At 73.8% G+C, this 22,209-nt stretch carries 28 protein-coding genes; 2 read left to right on the top strand and 26 right to left on the bottom strand.

The genetic code is table 11. The annotated features are described in order from the left end of the window. Nucleotides 1-188: 188 nt before the first annotated feature. Nucleotides 189-650: a hypothetical protein gene (locus GA0070608_RS18675; RefSeq protein ID WP_091629793.1), complete on the top strand. Its 462-nt coding sequence runs from the start codon at nt 189-191 to the stop codon at nt 648-650. Between the two features lie 26 nt (nt 651-676). Here GA0070608_RS18675 and hisF read toward each other — a convergent pair whose 3' ends face one another. From hisF to hisD, 12 genes are all read right to left on the bottom strand, one after another. Further along, entirely contained in the window at nt 677-1,444 is a 768-nt protein-coding gene (hisF, locus tag GA0070608_RS18670; protein WP_091629791.1) for an imidazole glycerol phosphate synthase subunit HisF, read from the bottom strand. Between the two features lie 74 nt (nt 1,445-1,518). Further along, nucleotides 1,519-2,520 carry an NADP-dependent oxidoreductase gene (locus GA0070608_RS18665; protein WP_091629788.1) on the bottom strand — a complete coding sequence of 334 codons (1,002 nt, stop codon included), beginning with the start codon at nt 2,518-2,520 and terminating at the stop codon, nt 1,519-1,521. Then, nucleotides 2,517-2,942: an organic hydroperoxide resistance protein gene (locus GA0070608_RS18660; protein ID WP_091635470.1), complete on the bottom strand. Its 426-nt coding sequence runs from the start codon at nt 2,940-2,942 to the stop codon at nt 2,517-2,519. Before GA0070608_RS18660 ends, GA0070608_RS18665 begins: the two co-directional genes overlap by 4 nt. A 5-nt stretch (nt 2,943-2,947) precedes the next feature. Further along, nucleotides 2,948-3,391 carry a MarR family winged helix-turn-helix transcriptional regulator gene (locus GA0070608_RS18655; protein ID WP_091629786.1) on the bottom strand — a complete coding sequence of 148 codons (444 nt, stop codon included), beginning with the start codon at nt 3,389-3,391 and terminating at the stop codon, nt 2,948-2,950. A 78-nt stretch (nt 3,392-3,469) separates the two neighbouring features. Next, entirely contained in the window at nt 3,470-3,859 is a 390-nt protein-coding gene (locus tag GA0070608_RS18650; RefSeq protein ID WP_091629783.1) for a RidA family protein, read from the bottom strand. Further along, a complete protein-coding gene (gene priA / locus GA0070608_RS18645) occupies nt 3,856-4,581 on the bottom strand; it encodes a bifunctional 1-(5-phosphoribosyl)-5-((5-phosphoribosylamino)methylideneamino)imidazole-4-carboxamide isomerase/phosphoribosylanthranilate isomerase PriA (RefSeq protein ID WP_091629780.1) in 726 nt (241 codons plus the stop codon). The genes GA0070608_RS18650 and priA overlap by 4 nt, the downstream gene beginning before the upstream one ends. Nucleotides 4,582-4,598: 17 nt before the next feature. Further along, the gene (locus GA0070608_RS18640) at nt 4,599-4,922 is read right to left on the bottom strand and encodes a hypothetical protein (RefSeq protein WP_091629778.1); all 324 of its coding nucleotides are present in this window, start codon (nt 4,920-4,922) and stop codon (nt 4,599-4,601) included. A gap of 51 nt (nt 4,923-4,973) precedes the next feature. After that, nucleotides 4,974-5,606, bottom strand: a complete 633-nt coding sequence (gene hisH / locus GA0070608_RS18635; RefSeq protein WP_091629775.1) for an imidazole glycerol phosphate synthase subunit HisH — start codon at nt 5,604-5,606, stop codon at nt 4,974-4,976. A gap of 61 nt (nt 5,607-5,667) precedes the next feature. Continuing rightward, nucleotides 5,668-5,841, bottom strand: coding sequence for a hypothetical protein (locus tag GA0070608_RS32715; protein ID WP_176733757.1), 174 nt, complete (start codon nt 5,839-5,841; stop codon nt 5,668-5,670). Then, complete coding sequence (gene hisB / locus GA0070608_RS18630; RefSeq protein WP_091629772.1) at nt 5,842-6,453, bottom strand: imidazoleglycerol-phosphate dehydratase HisB; 612 nt, start codon at nt 6,451-6,453, stop codon at nt 5,842-5,844. Nucleotides 6,454-6,489: 36 nt separating this feature from the next. Next, nucleotides 6,490-7,578, bottom strand: coding sequence for a histidinol-phosphate transaminase (locus GA0070608_RS18625; RefSeq protein ID WP_091629769.1), 1,089 nt, complete (start codon nt 7,576-7,578; stop codon nt 6,490-6,492). Between the two features lie 58 nt (nt 7,579-7,636). After that, a complete protein-coding gene (gene hisD, locus GA0070608_RS18620) occupies nt 7,637-8,959 on the bottom strand; it encodes a histidinol dehydrogenase (RefSeq protein WP_091629767.1) in 1,323 nt (440 codons plus the stop codon). Between the two features lie 106 nt (nt 8,960-9,065). Between hisD and GA0070608_RS18615 the strand changes: the two genes are divergently transcribed. After that, nucleotides 9,066-9,767, top strand: coding sequence for an LON peptidase substrate-binding domain-containing protein (locus GA0070608_RS18615; protein WP_091629765.1), 702 nt, complete (start codon nt 9,066-9,068; stop codon nt 9,765-9,767). On the opposite strand, the gene GA0070608_RS18610 is transcribed toward GA0070608_RS18615, so the two are convergent. The 14 genes from GA0070608_RS18610 to ftsZ form a co-directional block, all read right to left on the bottom strand. Further along, nucleotides 9,682-10,611 (bottom strand): DUF2567 domain-containing protein, encoded by a 930-nt coding sequence (locus GA0070608_RS18610; protein ID WP_342672629.1) that lies wholly within the window; start codon nt 10,609-10,611, stop codon nt 9,682-9,684. The genes GA0070608_RS18615 and GA0070608_RS18610 overlap by 86 nt on opposite strands. A gap of 56 nt (nt 10,612-10,667) precedes the next feature. Further along, nucleotides 10,668-12,275, bottom strand: a complete 1,608-nt coding sequence (locus tag GA0070608_RS18605) for a MinD/ParA family ATP-binding protein (RefSeq protein ID WP_091629762.1) — start codon at nt 12,273-12,275, stop codon at nt 10,668-10,670. 77 nt (nt 12,276-12,352) lie between these two features. Further along, nucleotides 12,353-13,369 (bottom strand): hypothetical protein, encoded by a 1,017-nt coding sequence (locus GA0070608_RS18600; protein ID WP_091629759.1) that lies wholly within the window; start codon nt 13,367-13,369, stop codon nt 12,353-12,355. A gap of 42 nt (nt 13,370-13,411) precedes the next feature. Continuing rightward, a complete protein-coding gene (locus tag GA0070608_RS18595; protein ID WP_091629756.1) occupies nt 13,412-14,356 on the bottom strand; it encodes an RluA family pseudouridine synthase in 945 nt (314 codons plus the stop codon). Then, the gene (gene lspA, locus GA0070608_RS18590; RefSeq protein ID WP_091635467.1) at nt 14,353-14,985 is read right to left on the bottom strand and encodes a signal peptidase II; all 633 of its coding nucleotides are present in this window, start codon (nt 14,983-14,985) and stop codon (nt 14,353-14,355) included. Before lspA ends, GA0070608_RS18595 begins: the two co-directional genes overlap by 4 nt. 66 nt (nt 14,986-15,051) lie before the next feature. Next, entirely contained in the window at nt 15,052-15,471 is a 420-nt protein-coding gene (locus tag GA0070608_RS18585; protein WP_007463005.1) for a TraR/DksA family transcriptional regulator, read from the bottom strand. A gap of 222 nt (nt 15,472-15,693) precedes the next feature. Beyond that, nucleotides 15,694-17,193, bottom strand: a complete 1,500-nt coding sequence (locus GA0070608_RS18580) for a potassium/proton antiporter (protein WP_091629754.1) — start codon at nt 17,191-17,193, stop codon at nt 15,694-15,696. Between the two features lie 22 nt (nt 17,194-17,215). After that, on the bottom strand, nt 17,216-17,515 hold the full coding sequence (locus GA0070608_RS18575; protein ID WP_091629751.1) for a DUF167 domain-containing protein: 300 nt from the start codon (nt 17,513-17,515) through the stop codon (nt 17,216-17,218). Nucleotides 17,516-17,533: 18 nt separating this feature from the next. After that, nucleotides 17,534-18,151, bottom strand: coding sequence for a hypothetical protein (locus GA0070608_RS18570; protein ID WP_091629748.1), 618 nt, complete (start codon nt 18,149-18,151; stop codon nt 17,534-17,536). A 76-nt stretch (nt 18,152-18,227) separates the two neighbouring features. Next, nucleotides 18,228-19,031, bottom strand: a complete 804-nt coding sequence (locus GA0070608_RS18565; protein WP_091629746.1) for a DivIVA domain-containing protein — start codon at nt 19,029-19,031, stop codon at nt 18,228-18,230. A 44-nt stretch (nt 19,032-19,075) separates the two neighbouring features. Then, complete coding sequence (locus GA0070608_RS18560; protein ID WP_091629743.1) at nt 19,076-19,381, bottom strand: YggT family protein; 306 nt, start codon at nt 19,379-19,381, stop codon at nt 19,076-19,078. A gap of 30 nt (nt 19,382-19,411) precedes the next feature. Then, complete coding sequence (locus GA0070608_RS18555; protein ID WP_091629740.1) at nt 19,412-20,107, bottom strand: cell division protein SepF; 696 nt, start codon at nt 20,105-20,107, stop codon at nt 19,412-19,414. A 191-nt stretch (nt 20,108-20,298) separates the two neighbouring features. Next, a complete protein-coding gene (locus GA0070608_RS18550) occupies nt 20,299-21,045 on the bottom strand; it encodes a YggS family pyridoxal phosphate-dependent enzyme (RefSeq protein WP_091629738.1) in 747 nt (248 codons plus the stop codon). A gap of 9 nt (nt 21,046-21,054) precedes the next feature. Continuing rightward, the gene (ftsZ, locus tag GA0070608_RS18545; protein ID WP_091629736.1) at nt 21,055-22,170 is read right to left on the bottom strand and encodes a cell division protein FtsZ; all 1,116 of its coding nucleotides are present in this window, start codon (nt 22,168-22,170) and stop codon (nt 21,055-21,057) included. Nucleotides 22,171-22,209 lie beyond the last annotated feature (39 nt).

Below are 22,209 nucleotides of genomic sequence, written 5' to 3'. Positions count from 1 at the left end.
CCCGCCCGCAGCACCGCCCGGTCGACCACGCGGCCGGAACCCCACTCGCGCCAACTCCTGTGCGGAGGGAGTCCCGTTCGCCGCGCCCCTGCCGGGGACCGGGGTGGCCATTCGCCGTGACCCCTGTTCGGGGATACGGGCCGGGTACCGGTGTTCCCTTCGGACGCCACGCCCGGCAGAATCCTCGCATGGGGGAGAACGGGTGGCGCTGGACAGATGCCTGGATCTTCGTCTCGGTGGTGATCGCCAACGGTGCCGGACGGCACCGCCGCGCGGCGTCCAGCCGCCGCCCCGAGGGCGTACGCCTCGCGGACGTGCTCTCCACCGCCGACCACCTCAACCAGGCGATCCCCGAACGGCACGAGGTGGAGGCGGCGGTCCGTCGCCTCGTCGGGGCCGGGCTGGTCAGCGTCACCGACGGCTGGTTCCGGATCACCGCCGACGGTGAGCACCTCTGGCGCACCCGGCCGAACGCCGGGCTGGCCACCACGGTGGACACCGTGCAGGGAGCGCTGACCCGGCGGCACTCACCGGTCTGCGCGGAGTGGCACCTGGAAGAGGCCGACCATGCCGCCGCCGTCCAGGAGTACGTGGTGCGGTCGATCCCGGCGCCCCGGCGCTCCCCCGAGAACCGGTCCCGCCCCGACTGAGTGACCGCAGGGGATGACGCGGGAGGTCAGCGGACGGTGTGGCCCGCCCCGCGCAGCGCGTCCTTGACCTCGGCGACGGTCAGCTCGCCGAAGTGGAAGACGCTGGCGGCGAGCACCGCGTCCGCGCCGGCACCGACCGCCGGTGCGAAGTGCGCCACCTCACCCGCGCCGCCGCTGGCCACCACCGGCACGTCGACCACCCGGCGTACCGCGCCGATGAGTTCGAGATCGAAGCCGGCCTTGGTGCCGTCGGCATCCATCGAGTTCAGCAGGATCTCCCCCGCGCCCAGCTCGGCGCCGCGACGGGCCCACTCGACCGCGTCCAGGCCGGTGCCACGCCGACCGCCGTGGGTGGTCACCTCGAAACCGCTGGGCGTGCCGCCTCCGGGCGCGCGCCGCACGTCGAGCGAGAGCACCAGCACCTGCCGGCCGAACCGGTCGGCGATCTCGGCGATCAGCTCGGGGCGGGCGATCGCGGCGGTGTTCACCCCGACCTTGTCGGCGCCGGCGCGCAGCAGCGTGTCGACGTCGGCGACCTGCCGGACCCCACCGCCGACGGTCAGCGGGATGAAGACCGACTCCGCCGTACGACGGACCACGTCGAGCATGGTGTCCCGGTCGCTGGAGGAGGCGGTGACGTCGAGGAAGGTCAGCTCGTCCGCGCCGGCCCGGTCGTACGCCGCCGCCAGTTCCACCGGGTCGCCGGCGTCGCGCAGGTCGAGGAAGTTGACCCCCTTGACCACCCGACCGGCGTCCACGTCAAGACACGGGATGACCCGCACCGCCACCGTCATGCCGCGAGCCTATCTTTCCCGGCGACGGCGGTGACCGGCCTGTGAGGCCGGCCACCGCGTCGAGCCGCCCTTCCTTACACCCGGACGAGCATCTTGCCGAGGTTTTCGCCGCGTAGCAGGCCGAGGAGGGCCGCCGGGGCGTTCTCGATACCGTCGACGACCGTCTCGTCGTACGAGATCTTCCCGTCCCGCAGCCAGCCGGACATCTCACGCAGGAACTCGGCGCGCAGGTGGCCGTGGTCGCCGACCAGGAAGCCGCGCAGGGTGAGCCGCTTGCCGATGACCAGCGCCAGGTTGCGCGGCGCGGCCGGGGGCTCGGGGTCGTTGTACTGCGCGATCATGCCGCAGATCGCGGCCCGGCCGTGCACGTTCATCGCGGAGATCGCCGCCTCCAGGTGGTCGCCGCCGACGTTGTCGAAGTAGACGTCGACGCCGTCGGGGGCGGCGGCCTTCAGCGAGTCGCGTACCGGGCCGTCGTGGTAGTCGAACGCGGCGTCGAAGCCGAGCGCCCGCAGCCGCTCGACCTTCGCCGCCGAGCCCGCGCTGCCGACCACGTGTGCCGCGCCCTTGAGCTTGGCGATCTGGCCGACCAGGCTGCCCACCGAGCCGGCGGCGGCGGAGACGAAGACGCGTTCCCCCGGCTTCATCCCGGCGACCTCGAGCAGCCCGGCGTACGCGGTCAGGCCGGTCATGCCGAGCACGCTCAGGTAGGCGCCGAGCGGGGCGAGATCGGGGTCGACCTTCCGGGCGGCCTTCGCGTCGAGCAGGGCGTACTCGCGCCAGCCGAGGCCGTGCAGCACGGTGTCGCCGGGCTGCACCCCCTCGGCCTCGCTGGCCACGACCTCACCGACCGCCCCGCCGTCCAGCGGCGCGTCGAGGGCGAACGGCGGCACGTACGACTTCACGTCGTTCATCCGTCCCCGCATGTACGGGTCGACCGACATGTACCGGTTGCGGACCACGACCTGACCCGGGCCCGGGGTGGGCACCTCGGTCTCCACCAGCCGGAAGTTGTCGGCGGTCGGCCAGCCCTCGGGCCGGGAGGCCAGGTGGATCTCGCGGTTGCGGGTGCTCACAGTGCCTCCCGCACGGTGAGGGCGACCTCGACGTTGCCGCGGGTGGCGTTCGAGTAGGGGCAGACCTCGTGTGCCTGCGCGACGAGCTGCTCGGCGGCGGCCCGCTCGACGGCCGGGAGGTCGACCGCGAGGGCGACGGTCAGGCCGAAGCCGCCGCTGCCGTTGGCACCGATGCCCACCTCGGCCTCGACGACCGAGCCGGAGACGTCGGCCCGGGCCTTGCGGGCGACCAGGCGCAGCGCCGAGTGGAAGCAGGCGGCGTAGCCGGCCGCGAAGAGCTGCTCGGGGTTGGCGGCGCCGCCGGCGCCACCCATCTCCTTCGGCACGGCCAGCCCCAGGTCGACGGTGCCGTCGGAGGTGCGGACGTGGCCGTCCCGACCGTCCCCGGTGGCCCGGGCGGACGCGGTGTAGAGCACCTGCATGGTGGTCACTGCTCCTTCTGTCGGTGGATCGTCTCGGTGACCCGGGTGAGGGTGTCGCGCAGGGCGACCAGCTCCGCCTCGGTGAGGCCCGTGGCGCGGGCGACCCGCAGCGGCACCTCGCCCATCCGGTGCCGCAGGGCCCGCCCGTCACCGGTAAGGCCCACCTCCACCCGCCGCTCGTCGCGCGCCGACCGGGTCCGGACGACCAGGCCCGCCCCCTCCAGCCGCTTGAGCAGCGGGGAGAGCGTGCCGGAGTCCAACCGCAGGGCGGCACCGAGCTCGGAGACCGTGGGATCGTCGTCGCGCTCCCAGAGCACCAGCAGCACCAGGTACTGCGGGTAGGTCAGGCCGAACTCGTCGAGGACGGGACGGTAGACGTCGGTGAGGGCACGCGACGCGGCGTAGAGCGCGAAGCACACCTGCCGGCGCAGCACCAGGTCATCGGTCACCGCGAAACCATAACGCGCAATTAGGTTGTGCACAACTAATCTGGGTGCGCGGTGCCTCTCGCCACCTCCGCCGCGGGTTCAGCGGTCGCCGAGGTACGCCTCCAGCTCGACCTCGACCAGGTGGTCGGGGTCGAGCAGGCCGGCCACCACGACCATGGTGGCCACCGGGCGGACCGCGCCGAAGACCGCGTTGTGGGCCCGGCCCACCTCGTCGGCGTACGTCCGGTCGGTCACGTACATCCGGGTCCGCACCACGTCCCCGGGCTCCGCGCCCACCTCGGCGAGCGCGTCCAACCCGATCCGCAGGGCCTGCGCGGTCTGCGCCGCCGCGTCCCCGACGTGGGTGACCACGCCGTCCACCGTGGAGGTGCAGCCGGCCGTCAGGGCCAGGTCACCGGCCCGCACGACCCGGCAGTAGCCGTACAGTGACTCCCACGGGCCGCCCGAGCCGAGCCGCGTGACGGTCACGCCGACGCCAGGGTTTCCAGCGCCTGCGCCACGGTGAAGGCGCCCGCGTACAGCGCCTTGCCGGCGATCACGCCCTCCACCCCGATCGGTTCCAGGGCGGCCAGCGCCCGCAGGTCGTCCAGGGTGGAGACGCCGCCGGAGGCGATCACCGGGGCGTCGGTACGGGCACAGACCTCGCGCAGCAGGTCCAGGTTCGGCCCGCGCATGGTGCCGTCCTTGGTGATGTCGGTAACCACGTAACGCGTCGCACCGGCCTTGTCCAGCCGCTCCAGCACCTCGAAGAGGTCACCGCCGTCGCGCGTCCAGCCCCGGGCGGAGAGGGTACGGCCCCGCACGTCCAGCCCGATCGCCACCCGGTCGCCGTGCTCCCCGCACACCCGGTCGCACCAGACCGGATCCTCCAGGGCTGCGGTGCCGATGTTCACCCGGGCGGCCCCGGTGCCGAGGGCGGCGTGCAACGACTCGTCGTCGCGGATGCCGCCGGACAGCTCCACCTTCACGTCGAGCTGCCGCACCACCTCGGCCAACAGGTGCGCGTTGGAGCCACGGCCGAAGGCGGCGTCGAGGTCGACCAGGTGGATCCACTCGGCGCCGTCGCGCTGGAAGGCCAGCGCGGCCTCCAACGGGTCGCCGTACGTCGTCTCGCTGCCGGCGGCGCCCTGGACAAGTCGGACGGCCTGACCGTCGGCGACATCCACGGCGGGTAACAGGGTGAGGCTCACAGAGTTTCTCCTCGAAATCAGGTACGACGGTCCAGGGCGATCACCACGATCGCCGGCAGTACGAGCAGCAACAGCACGACCAGCGCGATCCGCAACGCCAGATCGCCGACGAACGACCAGATCAGGATCATCGCCACCAGGGTCAGCAGCACGATGGCGGCCCGTTCGCCACGGCTGTGCCGGGACAACCGACCCGTCCGTCGACGGCGCAGCGACGGCGTCAGCCGACGGACCAGTGCCCGCCGCCGCGCCCGCCGGGCCGCCTGCCGCTCGCGCACGCCCCGTTCCCGGGCCGCCTCCGCCTCCCGGGCCGCCCGGCGGCGGGCCCGCTCCTTGCTCACGGCGTGCCCCGCCGACGGCCGGAGGCGGGCCGGCGCGGGCCGGGCCGGCGCTCAGTCACCGGTGGAGAGCGTGGCGAGCCAGTTGCGCAGCAGCGCGGCACCGGTGTCGGCGGACTTCTCCGGGTGGAACTGCGCGGCGCGCAGCGGACCCCGCTCCACGGCCGCCACGAAGTCCGTCCCGTGGTGGGCGGTGGTGACCGTGGCGCCGGCGTCCGCCAGCGCGACCGGATCCCCCACCCCGTACGAGTGCACGAAGTAGAACCGGCTGTCGGCGGGCAGGCCGGCGAAGAGCACCGACCCCGCCGGCGCCGCGACCGTGTTCCAGCCCATGTGCGGCAGCCGGGCGGCGGCCAGCCTGGTCACCCCGCCGGGGAGCAGCCCGAGGCCCTTGGTCACCACCCCGTGCTCGTCGCCGTGCTCGAAGAGCACCTGCATGCCCACGCAGATGCCCAGCACGGGACGGCCGGCGGCGACGCGCTCGGCGATCACCGGGCCGGCGCCGAGCGCCTCGATCCCGGCCATGCAGGCGGCGAAGGCGCCCACGCCCGGCACCACCAGCCCGTCCGCCTCGGCGGCGGCGGTCAGGTCGTCGGTCACCGTGACGTCCGCGCCGACCCGGACCAGGGCCCGCTCGGCCGAACGCAGGTTGCCCGACCCGTAGTCGAGGACCACCACCCGGCTCATGCCGTCACCCTCCCGTCGGCGCCGCGACACCGTCGCGCGCGACGGCCCACGAGCCGCCCACTCACGCGCCCTCCCCCGGCAGCAGCCAGAGCACGGCGGCGACCGTGGCCAGGACGGCGAGCAGCGCGGTGACGACCACCGCGCCGCGTGGTGCGCCCTGCTTGTGCAGCGACCACGCCCCGCCGACCAGCACGCCGGCCAGGATCAGCAGCAACGACGGCAGCACCCCGCCCATCTATAGCGCTCCCTTCGTGCTGGGGATCGCGCCCGCCGCGCGCGGGTCGATCGCGGTGGCCTCGCGCAGCGCGCGGGAGACCGCCTTGAACTGTGCCTCCACCACGTGGTGGGCGTCGGGGTGGCCGCCGGGGCGGGCCGCCCGCAGCACGTCCACGTGCAGGGTGATCCGGGCCGCCTGGCCGAAGGACTCCCAGATGTGCCGGGTCATGCTGGTCGGATAGACCGGCCCGATGTACGGCGCCAGCGCCGGCTCGTCGTGCACCACGTAGGGGCGACCGGAGAGGTCGACCGCGGCCCGGACCAGGACCTCGTCCATCGGGACGGTGGCCGAGCCGTACCGCCGGATGCCGGCCTTGTCCCCCAGCGCCTGGTCGAAGGCGGCGCCCAGGGCGAGCGCCGTGTCCTCCATCGTGTGGTGGGCGTCGATCTCCAGGTCACCCACGGTGCGTACGGTCAGGTCGAAGCCGCCGTGCCGGGCGATCTGGTGCAGCATGTGGTCGTAGAAGCCGACCCCGGTGCTGATCTCGGCCCGGCCGGTGCCGTCGAGGTCGATCTCGACGAGGACCTTCGTCTCCTTGGTGATCCGCTCCACACGGGCGGTCCTACTCATTGCTCACCTCTCGGTCGCACTGCGGGGCTCGCAAGCTCACTCCTCGCGCTCCCGCCGGAGTTTCTCCACCGCGGCGAGGAAGGCGTCGGTCTCGGCGGGGGTGCCGGCGGTGACCCGCAGCCAGCCCGGCAGGCCGACGTCGCGTACCAGCACACCGGCGTCGAGCAGGGTACGCCAGGCGACGGCCTGGTCGCCCCCGACCTCGAACAGCACGAAGTTGGCGTCGCTGTCGGCCACCCGGAAACCGCGCTCGCGCAGCCGCGCCACGATCCGGTCGCGCTGCCCCATGATCGCGGCCACCGTGCCGAGCAGGGCGTCGCGGTGCGCCAGCGCCGCCCGGGCCGCGGCCTGGGTGAGCGCCGAGAGGTGGTACGGCAGCCGGACGAGTTGCACCGCCGCCACCACCGCCGGGTCGGCGGCCAGGTAGCCCAGCCGGCCGCCGGCGAACCCGAACGCCTTGCTCATCGTCCGGGTCACCACCAGCCGCGGATGCCCGGGCAGCACCGCCAGGGCGCTGGCCGTGCCGGGACGGGCGAACTCGGCGTACGCCTCGTCGACGACCACCATGCCGGGCGCGACGGCCAGCACCGCGGCGACCACCGCCGGGTCGAGGGCGGTGCCGGTGGGATTGTTCGGCGAGCAGAGGAAGACCACGTCCGGGGCGTGCTCGCGGACCTGCGCGACCGCCTCGTCGGCGGTCAGCCCGAAGTCGACGCCGCGCCGGGCCGGCACCCACCGGGTGCCGGTGCCGAGCGCCAGCAGCGGGTGCATCGAGTACGCGGGGGTGAAGCCGAGCGCGGTGCGCCCCGGCCCGCCGAACGCCTGGAGCAGCTGCTGCTGGATCTCGTTGGAGCCGTTGGCGGCCCACACCTGATCGGCGGTGAGCCCGTGACCGAGGTAGCCGGCCAGGTCGGCGCGCAGCGCCACGGCGTCGCGGTCCGGGTAGCGGTTGAGGTCGCGCAGCTCCGCCGCGAGGGCCTTGCCGATCGCGTCCACCACCGGCTCGGGCACCGGGTGGGAGTTCTCGTTGGTGTTCAGCCGCACGGGCACGTCGAGCTGCGGCGCCCCGTACGGCGACAGCCCGCGCAGGTCGTCGCGGATCGGCAGGTCGTCGAGGGTGGTCATGGCGCCACCTCGGTTCGCCCGGCGGCGGCAGGCGAACTGAGCCTGCTGGTTCGCTCGCTCACGCCAGTTCCCCCGGAAAACGCACCTGGACCGCCCGGCCGTGCGCGGGCAGGTCCTCCACGTTGGCCAGGGTGACCACGTGCGGGGCCACCTCGCGCAGCGCCTGCTCGGAGTAGTCGACCAGGTGGATGCCGCGAAGGAAGGACTGCACCGACAGCCCGGAGGAGTGCCGGGCGCAGCCGCCGGTGGGCAGCACGTGGTTGGAGCCGGCACAGTAGTCGCCGAGCGACACCGGCGACCAGGCGCCGACGAAGATCGCCCCGGCGTTACGCACCCGCAGCGCCCACTCGCGGGCGTCCCGGGTCTGGATCTCCAGGTGCTCGGCCGCGTACGCGTCGACGACCCGCAGCCCCGCCGCCAGGTCGTCGACCAGGACGACACCGCTCTGCTCACCGGTGAGCGCGGTGGTGACCCGCTCGGCGTGCTTGGTGGCCGGCACCTGCCGGGCCAGTTCCCGCTCGACGGCCTCGACCAGCTCGACCGACGGGGTGACCAGCACGCTGGCCGCGAGGGGGTCGTGCTCGGCCTGGCTGATCAGGTCGGCCGCGACGTGCGCCGGGTCGGCGGTGTCGTCGGCCAGGATGGCGATCTCGGTCGGGCCGGCCTCGGCGTCGATGCCGACGACACCGCGCAGCAGCCGCTTGGCGGCGGTCACCCAGATGTTGCCCGGGCCGGTGATCATGTCGACCGGCTCGCAGTGGCCGTCGCCCCCGGCGTCGACCGCCGCGCCGTACGCCAGCATCGCCACGGCCTGGGCGCCGCCGACGGCGTAGACCTCGTCGACGCCGAGCAGGGCGCAGGCGGCGAGCACCCGGGCATCGGGCAGGCCGCCGTTGTCCTTCTGCGGCGGGCTCGCCACGACCAGCGAGCGCACCCCGGCCGCCTGGGCCGGCACCACGTTCATCACCACGGTCGACGGATACATCGCCAGGCCGCCGGGGACGTAGAGGCCGACCCGGTCGACCGGCACCCAGCGCTCGGTCACCGTGCCGCCCGGCACCACCTGGGTGGTGTGGTCGGTGCGCCGCTGGTCGGCGTGCACCCTCCGGGTCCGGGTGATCGACTCCAGCAGCGCGGCGCGGACCTCCGGGTCGAGAGTGCCCTCCGCCTCGGCGATCGTCTCGGCGGGCACCCGCAGCACCTCGGGCGAGACCCCGTCGAACCGCTCACTGGCCTCCCGGATCGCCGGGTAACCATGCTCCCGGACCGCCTCCACGAGCGGGCGGATCCGCTCGACGGCCACAGAGACGTCGAGCTGGGCACGGGGCAGCAGGCGGCGTGGGTCACGGACGCCGCCGCGCAGGTCGATCCGGTTCAACACCCTTGCGAGTCTAGGCCGCCGGTACGGACGACGGCCGGCACCGCCCGTACGCCGGGACGGTGAGCCGGGACACGCCGCCGCGCCGGGATCGGGCTACGCTCGACGCGTGACTGCGCGGCTGCCGGTGTTCCCGCTCGGAATGGTCCTTTTTCCCGGTCTGGTGCTGCCGCTGCACATATTCGAGGAGCGCTACCGCGCCCTGGTCCGGCACCTGGTCGCGCTGCCCGAGGACGCCCCGCGCGAGTTCGGCGTGGTGGCCATCCGGGCCGGCTGGGAGGTCGCCCCGACCGGGCCGGACGGCCAGCCGCTGCCGGGCGGCGACGTCACCCTGCACGAGGTGGGCTGCACCGCCGAGCTGCGACAGGTCACCGAGCGCCCGGACGGGGGCTTCGACATCGTCACGGTGGGCAAGCGCAGGTTCCGGATCGCCGACGTCGACCGTGACGCCGAGCCCTACCTCACCGCCGACGTGGAGTGGCTGCCCGAGCCGAACGGGCCCGACGAGGCCGCCGACCTGCTCGCCGCCCGGGTGATCTCGGTCTTCCGGCAGTACCTGGGCCTGATCCGCGCCGATGAGGAGGAGCTCTCCGAGCAACTGCCGGAGGACCCTACGGTGCTGTCGCACCTGGTGGCCGCGACGGCCGTGCTGACCGTGGCCGACCGGCAACGGCTGCTCGCCATCGACGACACCGCCGCCCGGCTCCGCGCCGAGCTGCGCCTGCTCAACCGTGAGGCGGCGCTGCTGCGCCAGGTGCGGGCGGTTCCGGTGCCGCTGGCGGAGCTGGCGTCCCCGCCGACCCCCAACTGAACTCGACCGGGCCCGGCTCGCGCTCCGGGCGCAGCGACGGCCAGCGGGACCAACCGGCCAGCAGGGTGTACGTCACGGCCGCGCCGAACGCGGGCAGCAGCAAGTTGCCGTGCGGCAGCGGCAGCACGGCGAACACCCAGTCGATCCCGCCGGCCCGCAGGTCGGCCGGTTTGCTCAAGGCCTGCCCGACGGGGGCGCTCTCCAGCAGCCGCTCGTAGCCGGCCAGCCCCATCCGCCGGCCGACCTGCCAGGCGACCAGCGCCGCGCCGAACGTGCCGAACACGGCGGCGAACAGGCCGACCGGCCCCCGTACCCGACGCAGCAGGAACCACAGCGCGAGCGCGACGAGCACCCCGAAGCCCAGCCCCAGCAGGCTGAACCAGCCGTCGGCGGCGATCGGCTGCTCCGGCTGCGGCTCGGCGTAGATGGCCCCGTCGGCGACCTTGACCACCGGTGTGTCCGGCGCGAGCGCGGCCCAGAGCAGCCCGAGCGGCACCCCGAGCACTGTGGCGGCGAGCACCGCCAGCAGGGCGAGTCGCACCGCCCGCCCGCGCGGCAGGTCCGGCTCCACCGGCTGCGCGAGCGGATAGCCGGCGGCGTACTCCAGGCCGGTCCCGCCGGGGAAGTGCTCTCCCGCGCCGCCGTACGACGGGGCACCGGTAGCGGCGTCGTACGGCCCGGTGTCGTACGGCGGGGCGTCGTACGGCGGGGCGGGCTCGCGGGCGGCGTACGGGTCGGCGGGAGCGCCAGGGGCCGGCGGGTCGGGTTCCGCCCAGGCGGCCGGTGCCCCCGGCTCGTCGGGCCGGTGGCCGGGCCGGTCGGGTTCGGGGGTGTCCGCACTCACCCGGTGATCCTCTCAGGCCCGGGGGCGGCGTGGGCGGCCGGTGGCGGCACACCCGCTCACCGGGCGAACGGCTCCAGCATCACCGCGGCGGCCTTCAGCCACGCCTGCCGGGTCTCCTGCTGGAGCTGGGGGTACTCGATCGAGGAGCCGGTCTCCAGCGCCGGGTCGTACGGCACCACGGCGACAGCCCGGGTGCGGGTGGCGAAGTGCCGCTCCAGGTCGTCCTGCAACGACGAGCGGCCGGGCGTGGGGCAGGAGATCAGGGTGATCGCGTTGTCGGCCAACTCCCCCATGCCCACCTCGTGCAGCAGGTCCAGCATCCAGTCGGCGCTGAACGCGGCGTCCTCGCGCGGCACGGTGGTCACCACGAGCTGGTCGGCCGCCTGCATGACGGTGCGCCAGTTGGCACTCTCCACGTTGTTGCCGGTGTCCACGCAGACCACGTCGTGGGTACGCCGCAGCAGGTCCAGCACCCGCCGGACGGTGAACTGGTCGAGCCGCTGGGCGAACCGCGGGCTCTCCTCGCCGGCCAGCACGTCGTACGAGCCGTCGGAGGCGTGCCGCAGGTAGTCGTCCAGGTGCTCCAGCAGCTCGGGGCCCTCCTTGATCTCGACGTGCGCGAGATCGCTGACCAGGTGCCGGATCGTCCGGGCGTGCCGGGCGCTGCCGGCGCGCAGCCCGAGCGTGCCGCGCAGTTCGTTGTCGTCCCAGGCCAGCACGCCACGCCCGCGTACGCTGCCGACGGTCGCCGCGGCCAGCACCGTGGCGGTGGTCTTGTGCACGCCACCCTTCGGGTTGGCGAACGCGAGCACCCGGGGGGTGCCCAGGTCGCGGCGGAGCACTCCGGCGGCGCGCTCCAACTCGCTCTCCGTGTCGCGGGGGCGCCACTCGACGCGGGCCGGGTAGCCCCGCTCGGGAATCACCGGCGCGGCCGGTGGAGGCTGCGCGGCCGGTGGGGGCGGTGCGGGCGGCGCCTGGTGGGCGCGCTGGGAGCGGTAGCCGTTGTCGAGCACCGCGTACCGGGACTCGACCGGGGGCGGACCGGACCGGAAGCCGTTGTCCAGCAGCGCGTAACGCGACTCGACCGGCCCCGGGCCGTGGCGCGGCTCGGACTCGACGCGGGGCGGCGGAGGCTGGGCCGGCACCCGGTACGCCGCCTCGGCCGGATACCCCGGCTCCGCCCGATAGGACGGCTCAACCGGGTCCGAACGGTAGGACGGCTCAACCGGCTCCGAACGGTAGGACGGCTCGACCGGTTCCGAACGGTAGGACGGCTCGACCGGGTCCACCCGGTAGGCGGGCTCGTTCGGGTCCACCCGGTAGGCCGGCTCGACCCGGTAGCTGGCCTCAGCGCGGTAGCCCGCGTCGACCGGGTGGCCGAAATCCTGGCCGTAGGACGGCGGGCCGGGCTCCGGCACGTACGGCGGATCGGGGGCCCGCCCGATGGCCGGCACCCGCCCGGCGTAGCCGTTGCCCGACGAACGGCGGGGCAGCGGCTCCGGCGGGAGCGGCGGCGGATCGGCGTGCCGGTCGGCTTCGGCCTGCTCAGCCGTGCGGCCGCCGTGCCGGGCCCGGTCGAGCAGCGCCCGCCACCGCGGTGCTGGTTCGGCCGGCCGCCCCCAGCCGGTCTCGCTGCCCTCCACGGCTCGCCCTCCCAGCGCCATCGATGCCCGCCTGACAGGCTACGAACGAAACCCTATTCGGACCACACCCCTCTACGCACCTCTGGTTCTTCCTTTCCTCACGGCACGGGCCCCGGTTTGCGGCCGTCGCCAGCGTCCACCAAGGTCGCCGGGGCCGCCAGCGGCGTCCCGCCGGACGCCGGCCCGGCCGGATCCGGTGACGGATCCGTCACGCCCGGTGCGGGTTCCGACGTTTCGCCCACCGCCGGGGGCGGCGCCGACGCGCCGGGCGATCCCGGGTCGCGGCCCTGCGGGGTCGTTGCCGGGGAGAGGCCGCCGTCGGCCGGCGGGCGGACGACCTCCCGCTGCTCGGGCAGCGGCGGCGTGAAGACCGTCCGGTCGAGGCGGCTGACCTCGGGCGCCGGGTCGACCGCGCGCACACCGGCACGGGCTGCCACGCCCCGCAGCGCCACCGGCCCGGCGCGCACCACCGCCGCGTAGACGCAGGCACAGCCGGAGCGGTACGCGACCGCCTCCGCCGCCGCCACCTCGGCGCCGCTGGCGTACACCTGGCGCAGCTCGTGCTCCTGGGGCCCGCCGCCGGTCAGCGTGGCGGCCCGGGCCCGTTGGTCGGCGGCCTCCCGGTCCTTGCGCGCGGCGAGGTCGGCCAGCTGCGCGACCAGGTCGTCGGGCAGCCGCTGCGCGGGAATGCGGACGATCTCGGTCTGCCGGTCGGCCAGTGGCACCCGACCGAAGACGGTGGCCACCGGCACGTCGCCGAGGACCGCCGCCACCCGCTGCGGGGTCAGGTAGGAGGAGAGGGAGACAAGGGCGTACGTGCCGTCACCGGATCCCGGAGTGGTCGGCAACGCGGCCAGGTCGGCTGCGGCGGCGCGGACGTAGCCGGGGATCGACTCCCCCTCGGCCACCCCGACCCGGGTCACCTCGCCGACCGTCCGGTCACCGGACGGCCGGTCATCGCCGGCCCACACGGCGGTGAGCAGCACGACGGCGCAGCAGACCAGGGCGGCCGAGATGAGCACCCGGGCCCGACCCGCGCCGAGCCGGGCCACCCCACCTGTCAGCCGGGGCAGCAGTCGCTGCTCCAACTGCCGCAGCAGGTCGCCGGCGCGCACGGGCGGGGCCCTCTCGTCGGATCGTCTCGGACGGGACGACGCTCAGTCGCGCAGGATCTCGAGCGCGCGGTCCAGGTCGTCAGGGTAGTCGCTGACGAAGTGCACCTCGTCCCCCGTACGGGGGTGCAGGAAGCTCAACGACCGGGCGTGCAGCCACTGTCTGGTCAGGCCGAGCCGGGCCGACAGGGTCGGGTCGGCGCCGTAGGTGAGGTCGCCCACGCACGGGTGGCGCAGCGTGGAGAAGTGCACCCGGATCTGGTGGGTGCGCCCGGTCTCCAGCCGGACGTCGACCAGGCTCGCCGACGGGAACGCCTCCACGGTGTCGTAGTGGGTGATGCTCGGCTTGCCGCCGGAGACCACCGCCCAGCGGTAGTCGTGGGTGGGGTGCCGGTCGATCGGGGCGTCCACGGTGCCGCGCAGCGGGTCGAGGTGCCCCTGCACCACCGCGTGGTAGCGCTTCTCCACCTCGCGGTACTTGAACGCCCGCTTCAGCGCGGTGTACGCCTGCTCGCTCTTGGCCACCACCATGATGCCCGTGGTGCCCACGTCGAGCCGGTGCACCACGCCCTGCCGCTCGGCGGCGCCGCTGGTCGAGATGCGGTGCCCGATGGCGGCCAGCGCGCCGATCACCGTCGGGCCGGTCCAGCCGGGGCTCGGGTGGGCCGCGACGCCGACCGGCTTGTCCACCACCACGATGTCGTCGTCGGCGTACACCACCCGCAGCCCGGGGACCGCCTGCGGCACCACGGTGGGCGGGGCGGTCGGCGCGGGCAGGGTCACCTCCAGCCAGGTGCCGGCCTTGACCTTGTAGGAGTTGGCCCGGACCACCCCGTCGACCAGCGCGTCTCCGGCGTCGACCAGGGCCGCGGCGGCGGTGCGGGAGAGCCCGAACAGCCGGGACACGGCCTGGTCGAGGCGGGTGCCGTCGAGGCCGTCGGGCACGGGCAGGGAACGGTGGTCGCCGCCGGCGGCGAAGGCGGCGGTCATGCCCGCCCCCGCTGCCCGGCGTCGACTCGCGCCGCCTCGTCGGTGGTCTCGTCCTTGCCGATCCGGCTGCCGTCGCGCTGCCGGCCGGTCAGTTCCAGCAGGAGGGCGAGCAACACGCCACAGACCAGGGCGCTGTCGGCCAGGTTGAACACCGGGAACACCCGGCCGTACGGGGCGAAGACACTGATCATGTCCACCACGTGCCCGACGAACCAGCCCGGGGCGCGAAAGATCCGGTCGGCGAAGTTGCCCAGCGCACCACCCAGCACCAGGCCCAGCGAGATCGCCCAGGGCAGCGAGCGCAGGCGCAGCGTCATCCAGAGGATCCAGCCGACCACCCCGAGGATGATCGGCGTGAACATCCAGGTGTAGTCGGAACCGAGGCCCCACGCCGCGCCGCTGTTGCGGATCAGGCTGAGGTAGACCGCGCCGCCGAGCAGCCTGACCGGCTCCCGGTCCTCCAGGGCGCTCAGGGCGAGGTGCTTGGTGACCAGGTCGGCCACGAGCGCGGTCAGCGCAATGCCGAACAGGATGGCGACGGCCCGGCGGTGGGACGTGCCGGCCCTCGGCTCGACGCTGCCGGCACCCGGCTCAGCGCTGCCGGGCCCGGCGGGCGGTGCTTCGGACATCTGCTCCCCATCGACGCTCGCGGCGGCGCTCACGCGCCGCCTCCCATGGCCGCCGGGGAGCGGGCCTCAGCGCCGCTCCTCCAGCTGCTTGCACGTCACGCAGAGCGTGGCCGACGGGAAGGCGGCGAGCCGCTCCACCGGGATGGGGTTGCCGCACCGCTCGCACCAGCCGTAGCCACCCTCGTCGAGTCGTTCCAACGCCCGCTCGACCTGCGTGATCCGTTCCAGGATGCTGTTGGCGAGTGAGATCTCCTGCTCACGCTCGAACGTCTTGGTCCCGGTGTCGGCCTGGTCGTCCCCGGCCGAGTCGGTCAGCCGGTCGCGCTGCAGCTCGGTGATCTCGCTCAGCGTCTGATCGTACTCGGCGCGCAACTCGTCACGCCGCGCCGCCAGGGCCGCCCGGATCTTCTCGGTCTCCGCCGCGCTGCGGGTGGCCTTCGCCACCGGCTTCCGGCCGGCGGTCCTGGTGTCGGCTGGCTTCGCCATCGTCGCTCCCTCGGCCACGGAACCGCGGTGGTCCGCGGCACCTGGACAGGGGCCGCCGACATCGGCGCCCCCAGGTACAAAAGAGGCGCGCGGCGACGGGGCCGCGCACTCCGGAGATTCGCAAGAATACGGAACGTACAGGCGCACGACAACGTGCCGCACCGACGCACCGACGTTCGCCCCCGAGTCATCCCTAACCGGGGCAAAAGGAACGCTAGCAGATCACCCGGCGGGACCCTGGCCGTACTCGCCAAACCAGCGGGCCAGCCGGCCCCGGCGACTGACGGCCCGCAGCCGCCGCTCCGTCTCGTCACGCACCCCGGCGGTGGCCACGATCAACAGGCTGTCGCCGGTCTTGAGCCGGAAGTCCGGGCCGGGCACCACACCCGTCCCGTCGCGCAGCACCAACGTCACCGAGGCGCCCGACGGCAGCCGCAACTCGTCGACGTGCACCCCGGCCAGCCGGGAATCGGGCGGCACCTCCAACTGGAGCAGGTCCGCGCCCATCCGCTCCAACGGCGCCGTCTCCACCCGGATCTCGGTCGCCTCGGCCGGCGCGGTCACCCGTAGCCGGCGGGCCACCGGACCGAGGGTCCCGGTCTGCAACAGCGTGAAGATCACCACCAGCACGAAGACCGAGTCGAAGAGCCGGTCGGCGCCGGGCACCCGCTCCGACAGCGGGATGGTGGCGAGCACGATCGGCACCGCCCCGCGCAGCCCCGCCCAGGACAGGAACGCCTGCTCGCGCAGGTCGAACCGGAACGGCAGCGCGGACGCCGCCACCGACAGCGGCCGGGCCAGCAGCACCAGCGCCAGCCCGGCGACCACGGCCGGCAACACCGCCGCACCCAGCCGACCCGGCGAGACGAGCAACCCGAGCAGCACGAAGAGCCCGATCTGGGCCAGCCAGGCCAGGCCGTCGGCGAAGCCGAGGATCGCCTGCCGGTGCGGCAGCCGGGCGTTGCCGAGGACCACCCCCGCCACGTAGACGGCGAGGAAGCCCGAGGCGTGCAGCACCGCACCGGCGGCGTAGGCGAACACGGTCAGCCCGACCGCCGCGATCGGGTAGAGCCCCGCCGACGGCAACGCGGCCCGGCGTAGTGCCCACCGGCCGCCGACGCCGGCCGCGAAGCCGACCGCCGCGCCGACGCCCAGCTCGTAGCTCACCAGGGAGATCTCGTACCACCACGGATGGGTGATCCCCTCCCGGGACAGCAGCACCACCAGCAGCACGACCGGGGCGTCGTTCATCCCCGACTCCGCCTCCAGGGTGGCCACCAGTCGGGGCGGCAGCCGCAGCCGGCGCAGCGTGGCGAAGACCGCCGCCGCGTCGGTGGAGGCGAGCACCGCGCCATAGAGCAGGGCCAGCCGCCAGTCCAACCCCAGCAACAGGTGTACGAGGAGACCGACGACCAGGATGCTGACCACCACGCCGACGGTGGAGAGCAGCGCGGCCAGCCCGAGTACCGGGCGCAGGGTGCTCCACCGGGCAGTCAGCCCGCCCTCAGCGATGATCACGATGAGCGCGCAGAAGCCCAGGGTCCGGGTCAGCTCGGCGTCGTCGAAGCGGATGCCCAGCCCCGCCTCCCCGATCGCCACCCCGAGGGCCAGGTAGACCAGGAGGCTCGGCACACCGAGCCGGGTGGAGAAACGGACCGCGCCGACCGCGACCAGCAGGACACCCGCACCGAGCAGGAGCGCGAGATCCAGCCCCGGCGTCACCGCCTTCCGGCCTCGGCGTCCGTCACCCGGCGGCCCCGTCGCGCAGCCGGCGCAGCGCCTCGGTCAACTCCGAGGCGGGGCCCTCGACCAGGAAGAGCTTGTCGCGGCTGGCCGCGCCGGCCCGCAGCGAGACCACGGCCGGCCGTACGCCCAGCGCGCCGGCCAGCGCCCGCCGGGCCGCCTCGGTGGCCCGCCCGTCCACGGCCGGGGCGTTCACCGCGATCACGAGGGCGGGCCCGTGTGGCCCGTCGAAGCAGCCGCCGACGCGGGCCCGCGCCGAGCCGGGCTTCACCCGGACCGCGACGGTCAGCGTGTCGTTCATGGGAACCCGTCCCGCCGCTCAGATCTGACCGGCGTCGCCGAGCAGCGCGGTGTCGGGCGCACAGCGGGCGCACGGGGTGAAGCCGAGTTCGACGGCCTCGGCCACCGGCAGCGGCTCGTGCTCCCGCGCGGTGAGATAGCCGCAGTCGGCCAGGTGGTAGTGGGGCCGCCCGTCGACCACCCGCACCTCGGCGTCGAGGCGGGCCACCCGGGCGGCCTCGATCGGCGTGACGTCCTGCACGGGCGGCGCGCTGTCGTACGACACGGCCGGGCCGGCCCCTGGTGTGGCGGCCGGTACGTCGCCGTCGGTCACCGGCGGCCCGGGTGGTTGCCGCCACCCGGTGCCGTCGACGTCGACCGTGGAAGGAACGTGCTGGACGGGGATCTCCGGCTCCGCCGGCGGTCCGCCGGTGGAGGCCGGCCCGGCCGGACGGGTCGCCTGACGGAATCGCCACCCCGGCCTGTCCGGATCCGCCGCCCGGTCCGCAGCCGCCTGGCGGGCGCCCGCGACCAGCGCGACGGCGGCCAACAGGCTGGCCGCGATGGAGATGGTCAGGAAAACGCTGGAGCCACCGGCCAGGCCGAGCACCAGCAGCACCACCGCAGCGAGGATGAGCAGGAGACTGGCGACTATCACGGCTCACCCCCACCGCGTCGTGCTGATGAGGCTAGGTCGGCGACCGTCATGGGGACGACGGCCGCCGACCTGTGGATCAGCGACCGGTTTCGAGGGCTCCGGAGCGAGTGGCGCTGTAGGAGCCGGCGAGACCGGCGGTGGCCAGCCCGTTGCCGCCGACGGCCCGGGTGCCCTCACCACCACGGGTCATCTCGACATCCAGGCCCTGGCCGCGGCCGTCGAGGTCACGCAGCTGGCTCTCCAGGTAGGCCTTGAGCCGGGTGCGGTATTCGCGCTCGAACTGCTTGAGCTCCTCGATGTGCTTCTGCAGGGCGGTGCGCTTGGCGTCCAGGCCGCCCATGGCCTCCTGGTGCCGCTGGCGGGCGTCGCGCTCCAGGGCGTCGGCCTTGGCGCGGGCCTCGCGGGTGACCTCCTCGGCCTTGGAACGGGCCTCGGTGAGCAACTGGTCGGCCTCGCGACGAGCGTCCGACACGTGGTCGTCGGCCGTCCGCTGGGCCATCATCAGCACCCGCAGCGCCTGCTGCTCGCCGTCGGCGCCAACCGCCGGGCCACCGGCGGAACGGACCTGCTCCAGCTCGGCCTGCATCGCACGGGCCGCCTGCTCGGCCGCCGCCTTGTCGCGCTGCACCCGGTCGAGCTGGGCCTTGACGTCGTTGAGCTCCGCCGCGAGACGGACGTCGCCGCCGGGGCCGGCGGGGGCGCCACCACGGCCGCCACGCTCCACCTGGGCACGCAGCTCGTTGTTCTCCTCGATGAGACGGGCAAGCTCACGCTCGACCTCGTCCAGGAAAGCGTCGACCTCCTCCTCGTCGTACCCCCGCTTGCCGATCGGCGGCTTTTTGAAGGCGACGTTGTGGACGTCGGCCGGGGTCAGCGGCATCGAAACTCCTCGGGTCAGTTGCGGCCGCGAAAGCGCGTCGGTCATCAGACGGTGCCGATGATCGACCGCCTCAACACGAACTCCATCAGCACGAACAGGATAACCAGGAGCACAAGTGAGGCCAGGTCGATGCTCACGGTACCAATTCGCAACGGAGGGATCACACGCCTCAACGCGTTGAGAGGGGGATCAGTGACGCTCCACACGATTTCCAGCCCGACCGCCGCCCCGCGCCCCGGCTGCCAGCGGCGGCCGTACTGGAGAACGGCGCTCAGGACGAAACGGGCCAACAGGAAGAGCAGGAAGAAGTAGAGCACCAGATACAGCACTTGCAGCACGATCGACAACACGGCAGGCGACGTCCCTCGGGTCGGGCGGGGCTAGCTCAGGCTGAAGAAGCCGCCCTCGGCGATCTTGGCCTTGTCCTCCGCGGTGACCTGGACGTTGGCCGGTGAGAGCAGGAACACCCGATTGGTCACGCGCTCGATCGTACCCCGCAGCCCGAACGCGAGGCCGGCGGCGAAGTCGACAAGTCGGCGCGCGTCCGCCTCGTCCATCTCGGTGAGGTTGATGATCACCGGCACGCCGTCGCGGAAGTGCTCACCGATGGTGCGTGCCTCGCGGTAGGTGGTGGGGTGCAGCGTGGTGATCTGGTAGCGCTGCTCCTCCTCGGCGAGCACCGCACGCTCCCTGGGCTGCGCCTGCGGCGCCAGGGCCAGGTTGTCGCGGGTGTGGTAGCTCAGCGCGCCCGAGGTGTCACCGGCGGACGGCCGGGTGATGGAGCGGACACTCGACCGCTCGACCCGCTCCGGGCGCTCGGTGTCGCCCCGCTCGGCGTCGGCCGTCCGGGCGGCGGCACGCTCGGAGAGCCGGCCGCGGTCACCGAGCCGGGACCGGGGCGCCGGCGGCTCCTCGGAGTCGTCCTCGTCCTCGTCGGCGAACTCCTCCGAGTACCGGCTCTGCCGGTAACGCGAATCGCGGTAGCCACCCTTGTCGTAGCCACCGTCGTCGTAGGCCCGCTCGTCGTCCTCTTCGACCAGACCGAGCCAGACCCCCGCCTTGCGCAGTGCACCCATCCCGCGCCCTTCCCGTCCGCCGTGCGGCACGCGCCCCCGTGCCGTGTCGCTTGTCGCGAGTGGACAACTTCTGCCCACCGGAGTGGAACGGCAATCCCCTGGCACGCGATTCGCGTCGCGCGCCACGACCCCCGACAACGGGACGCCGCTCCCTCAAACAACACAGTTGTAATTTGCTTCTCGCAGTCAGGCTACCGCAGCGTGGGACGCATTCCGAGCAACGCGCTGCCGACGCGGACATGTGTCGCGCCGTACCGGATCGCGATTTCCAGGTCGCCGCTCATCCCGGCGGAGAGCGCGGTGGCTCCCGGATGGACCGCGCGGAACGCGGCGACCACCTCGGCCAGCCGGGCGAACGCCCGCTCCGGCTCCCAGCCCAACGGCGCCACCGCCATCAGGCCGGTCAGCCGCAGGGCCTCCGCACCGGCCACCGCCTCGGCCACCGCGTCGAGCCCGGCACCCGGGTCGGCCGAGCCCGGCAGTGCACCGCCCCGGGCCGCGTCGGAGTCGATGCTCACCTGGATGAGCGCCTCCAGCGGCCGGTCCCGCGTCGCCGCCGACGCCGCGTCCAACGCCCGGGCCAGCCGGACACTGTCGACCGAGTGCACGACGTCGGCGTAGCGGACCACCGACCGGGCCTTGTTGCGCTGCAACTGCCCGATGAAGTGCCACCGGGGAGTCACCCCGGCCGCGGCCACCTCGGCCGCCTTGACGGACGCCTCCTGGTCGCGGTTCTCCCCCATGTCGACGACGCCGAGCCCGGCCAGGGCCACCACGTCCCCGGCCGGGTAGGTCTTGGTCACCGCGATCATGGTGACCTCGGAGTCGTCCCGTCCCGCGGCGGCACAGGCGTCCGCGACCCGGGACCGTACGCCGGCCAGGCCGGCCGCGATCTCGGCGCGCCGGTCCGGGCGCACCGTGGCTGGGCTGTCGTTCATCGGCGCGGCTCAGGAACCGTTCTTGAGGAAGTCGGGCACGTCGACGTCGTCGAAGAGGACCCGGCGGGGCGACTGCTGCGGGGCCGGCATGGTGGCCGGCGGCGCGACCGGGGTGCTCGACTGCGACGGCTGGTTCTGGTTGCTCTTACGGGGCTGCTCGGCAGCCTTGTACGCCGGCGTGCCCCCGTCGAAGCCCGCCGCGATGACGGTGACCCGCACCTCGTCGCCGAGGGCGTCGTCGATGACGGCGCCGAAGATGATGTTGGCGTCCGGGTGGGCCGCGTCGGTGACCAGCTGGGCCGCGTCGTTGATCTCGAACAGGCCCAGGTCCGACCCGCCGGCGATGGAGAGCAGCACGCCGCGCGCGCCGTCCATGCTCTGCTCCAGCAGCGGGCTGGAGATGGCCGCCTCGGCCGCCTCGACGGCACGGTTCTCGCCGCGCGCGCTGCCGATGCCCATGAGCGCGCTGCCCGCACCGCTCATCACGCTCTTGACGTCGGCGAAGTCCAGGTTGATCAGACCCGGCGTGGTGATCAGGTCGGTGATGCCCTGGACACCGGAGAGCAGCACCTGGTCGGCGGTGCGGAACGCGTCCATCATGCTGATGTTGCGGTCGCCCAGCGCCAGCAGCCGGTCGTTGGGGATGACGATCAGCGTGTCGCACTGGTTGCGCAGTTCGTCTATTCCGGATTCCGCCTGCACCTGGCGGCGCTTGCCCTCGAACGAGAACGGCCGGGTGACCACGCCGATGGTCAGCGCGCCAAGCTTGCGGGCGATGTTCGCCACCACGGGCGCCCCGCCGGTGCCGGTGCCGCCGCCCTCGCCGCAGGTCACGAAGACCATGTCGGCGCCCTTGAGCACCTCCTCGATCTCGTCGCGGTGGTCCTCGGCGGCGTTCTTGCCGACGTCGGGGTTGGCGCCGGCGCCGAGCCCACGGGTCAGCTCACGGCCGACGTCGAGCTTCACGTCGGCGTCGCTCATGAGCAGCGCCTGCGCGTCGGTGTTGATCGCGATGAACTCGACGCCCTTGAGCCCAACCTCGATCATCCGGTTGACGGCGTTGACGCCGCCGCCACCGATGCCGACGACCTTGATGACCGCCAGGTAGTTGTGCGGAGGTGTCATCTCCGGTCCTTTCCCTTCGAGATTGGCATGGGCCGACCG

This window comes from Micromonospora peucetia (assembly GCF_900091625.1).
GTDB lineage: Bacteria > Actinomycetota > Actinomycetes > Mycobacteriales > Micromonosporaceae > Micromonospora > Micromonospora peucetia.
The sequence above is the reverse complement of the archived record's forward strand: the minus strand, read 5'-3'. Positions and strand labels throughout refer to the sequence as shown.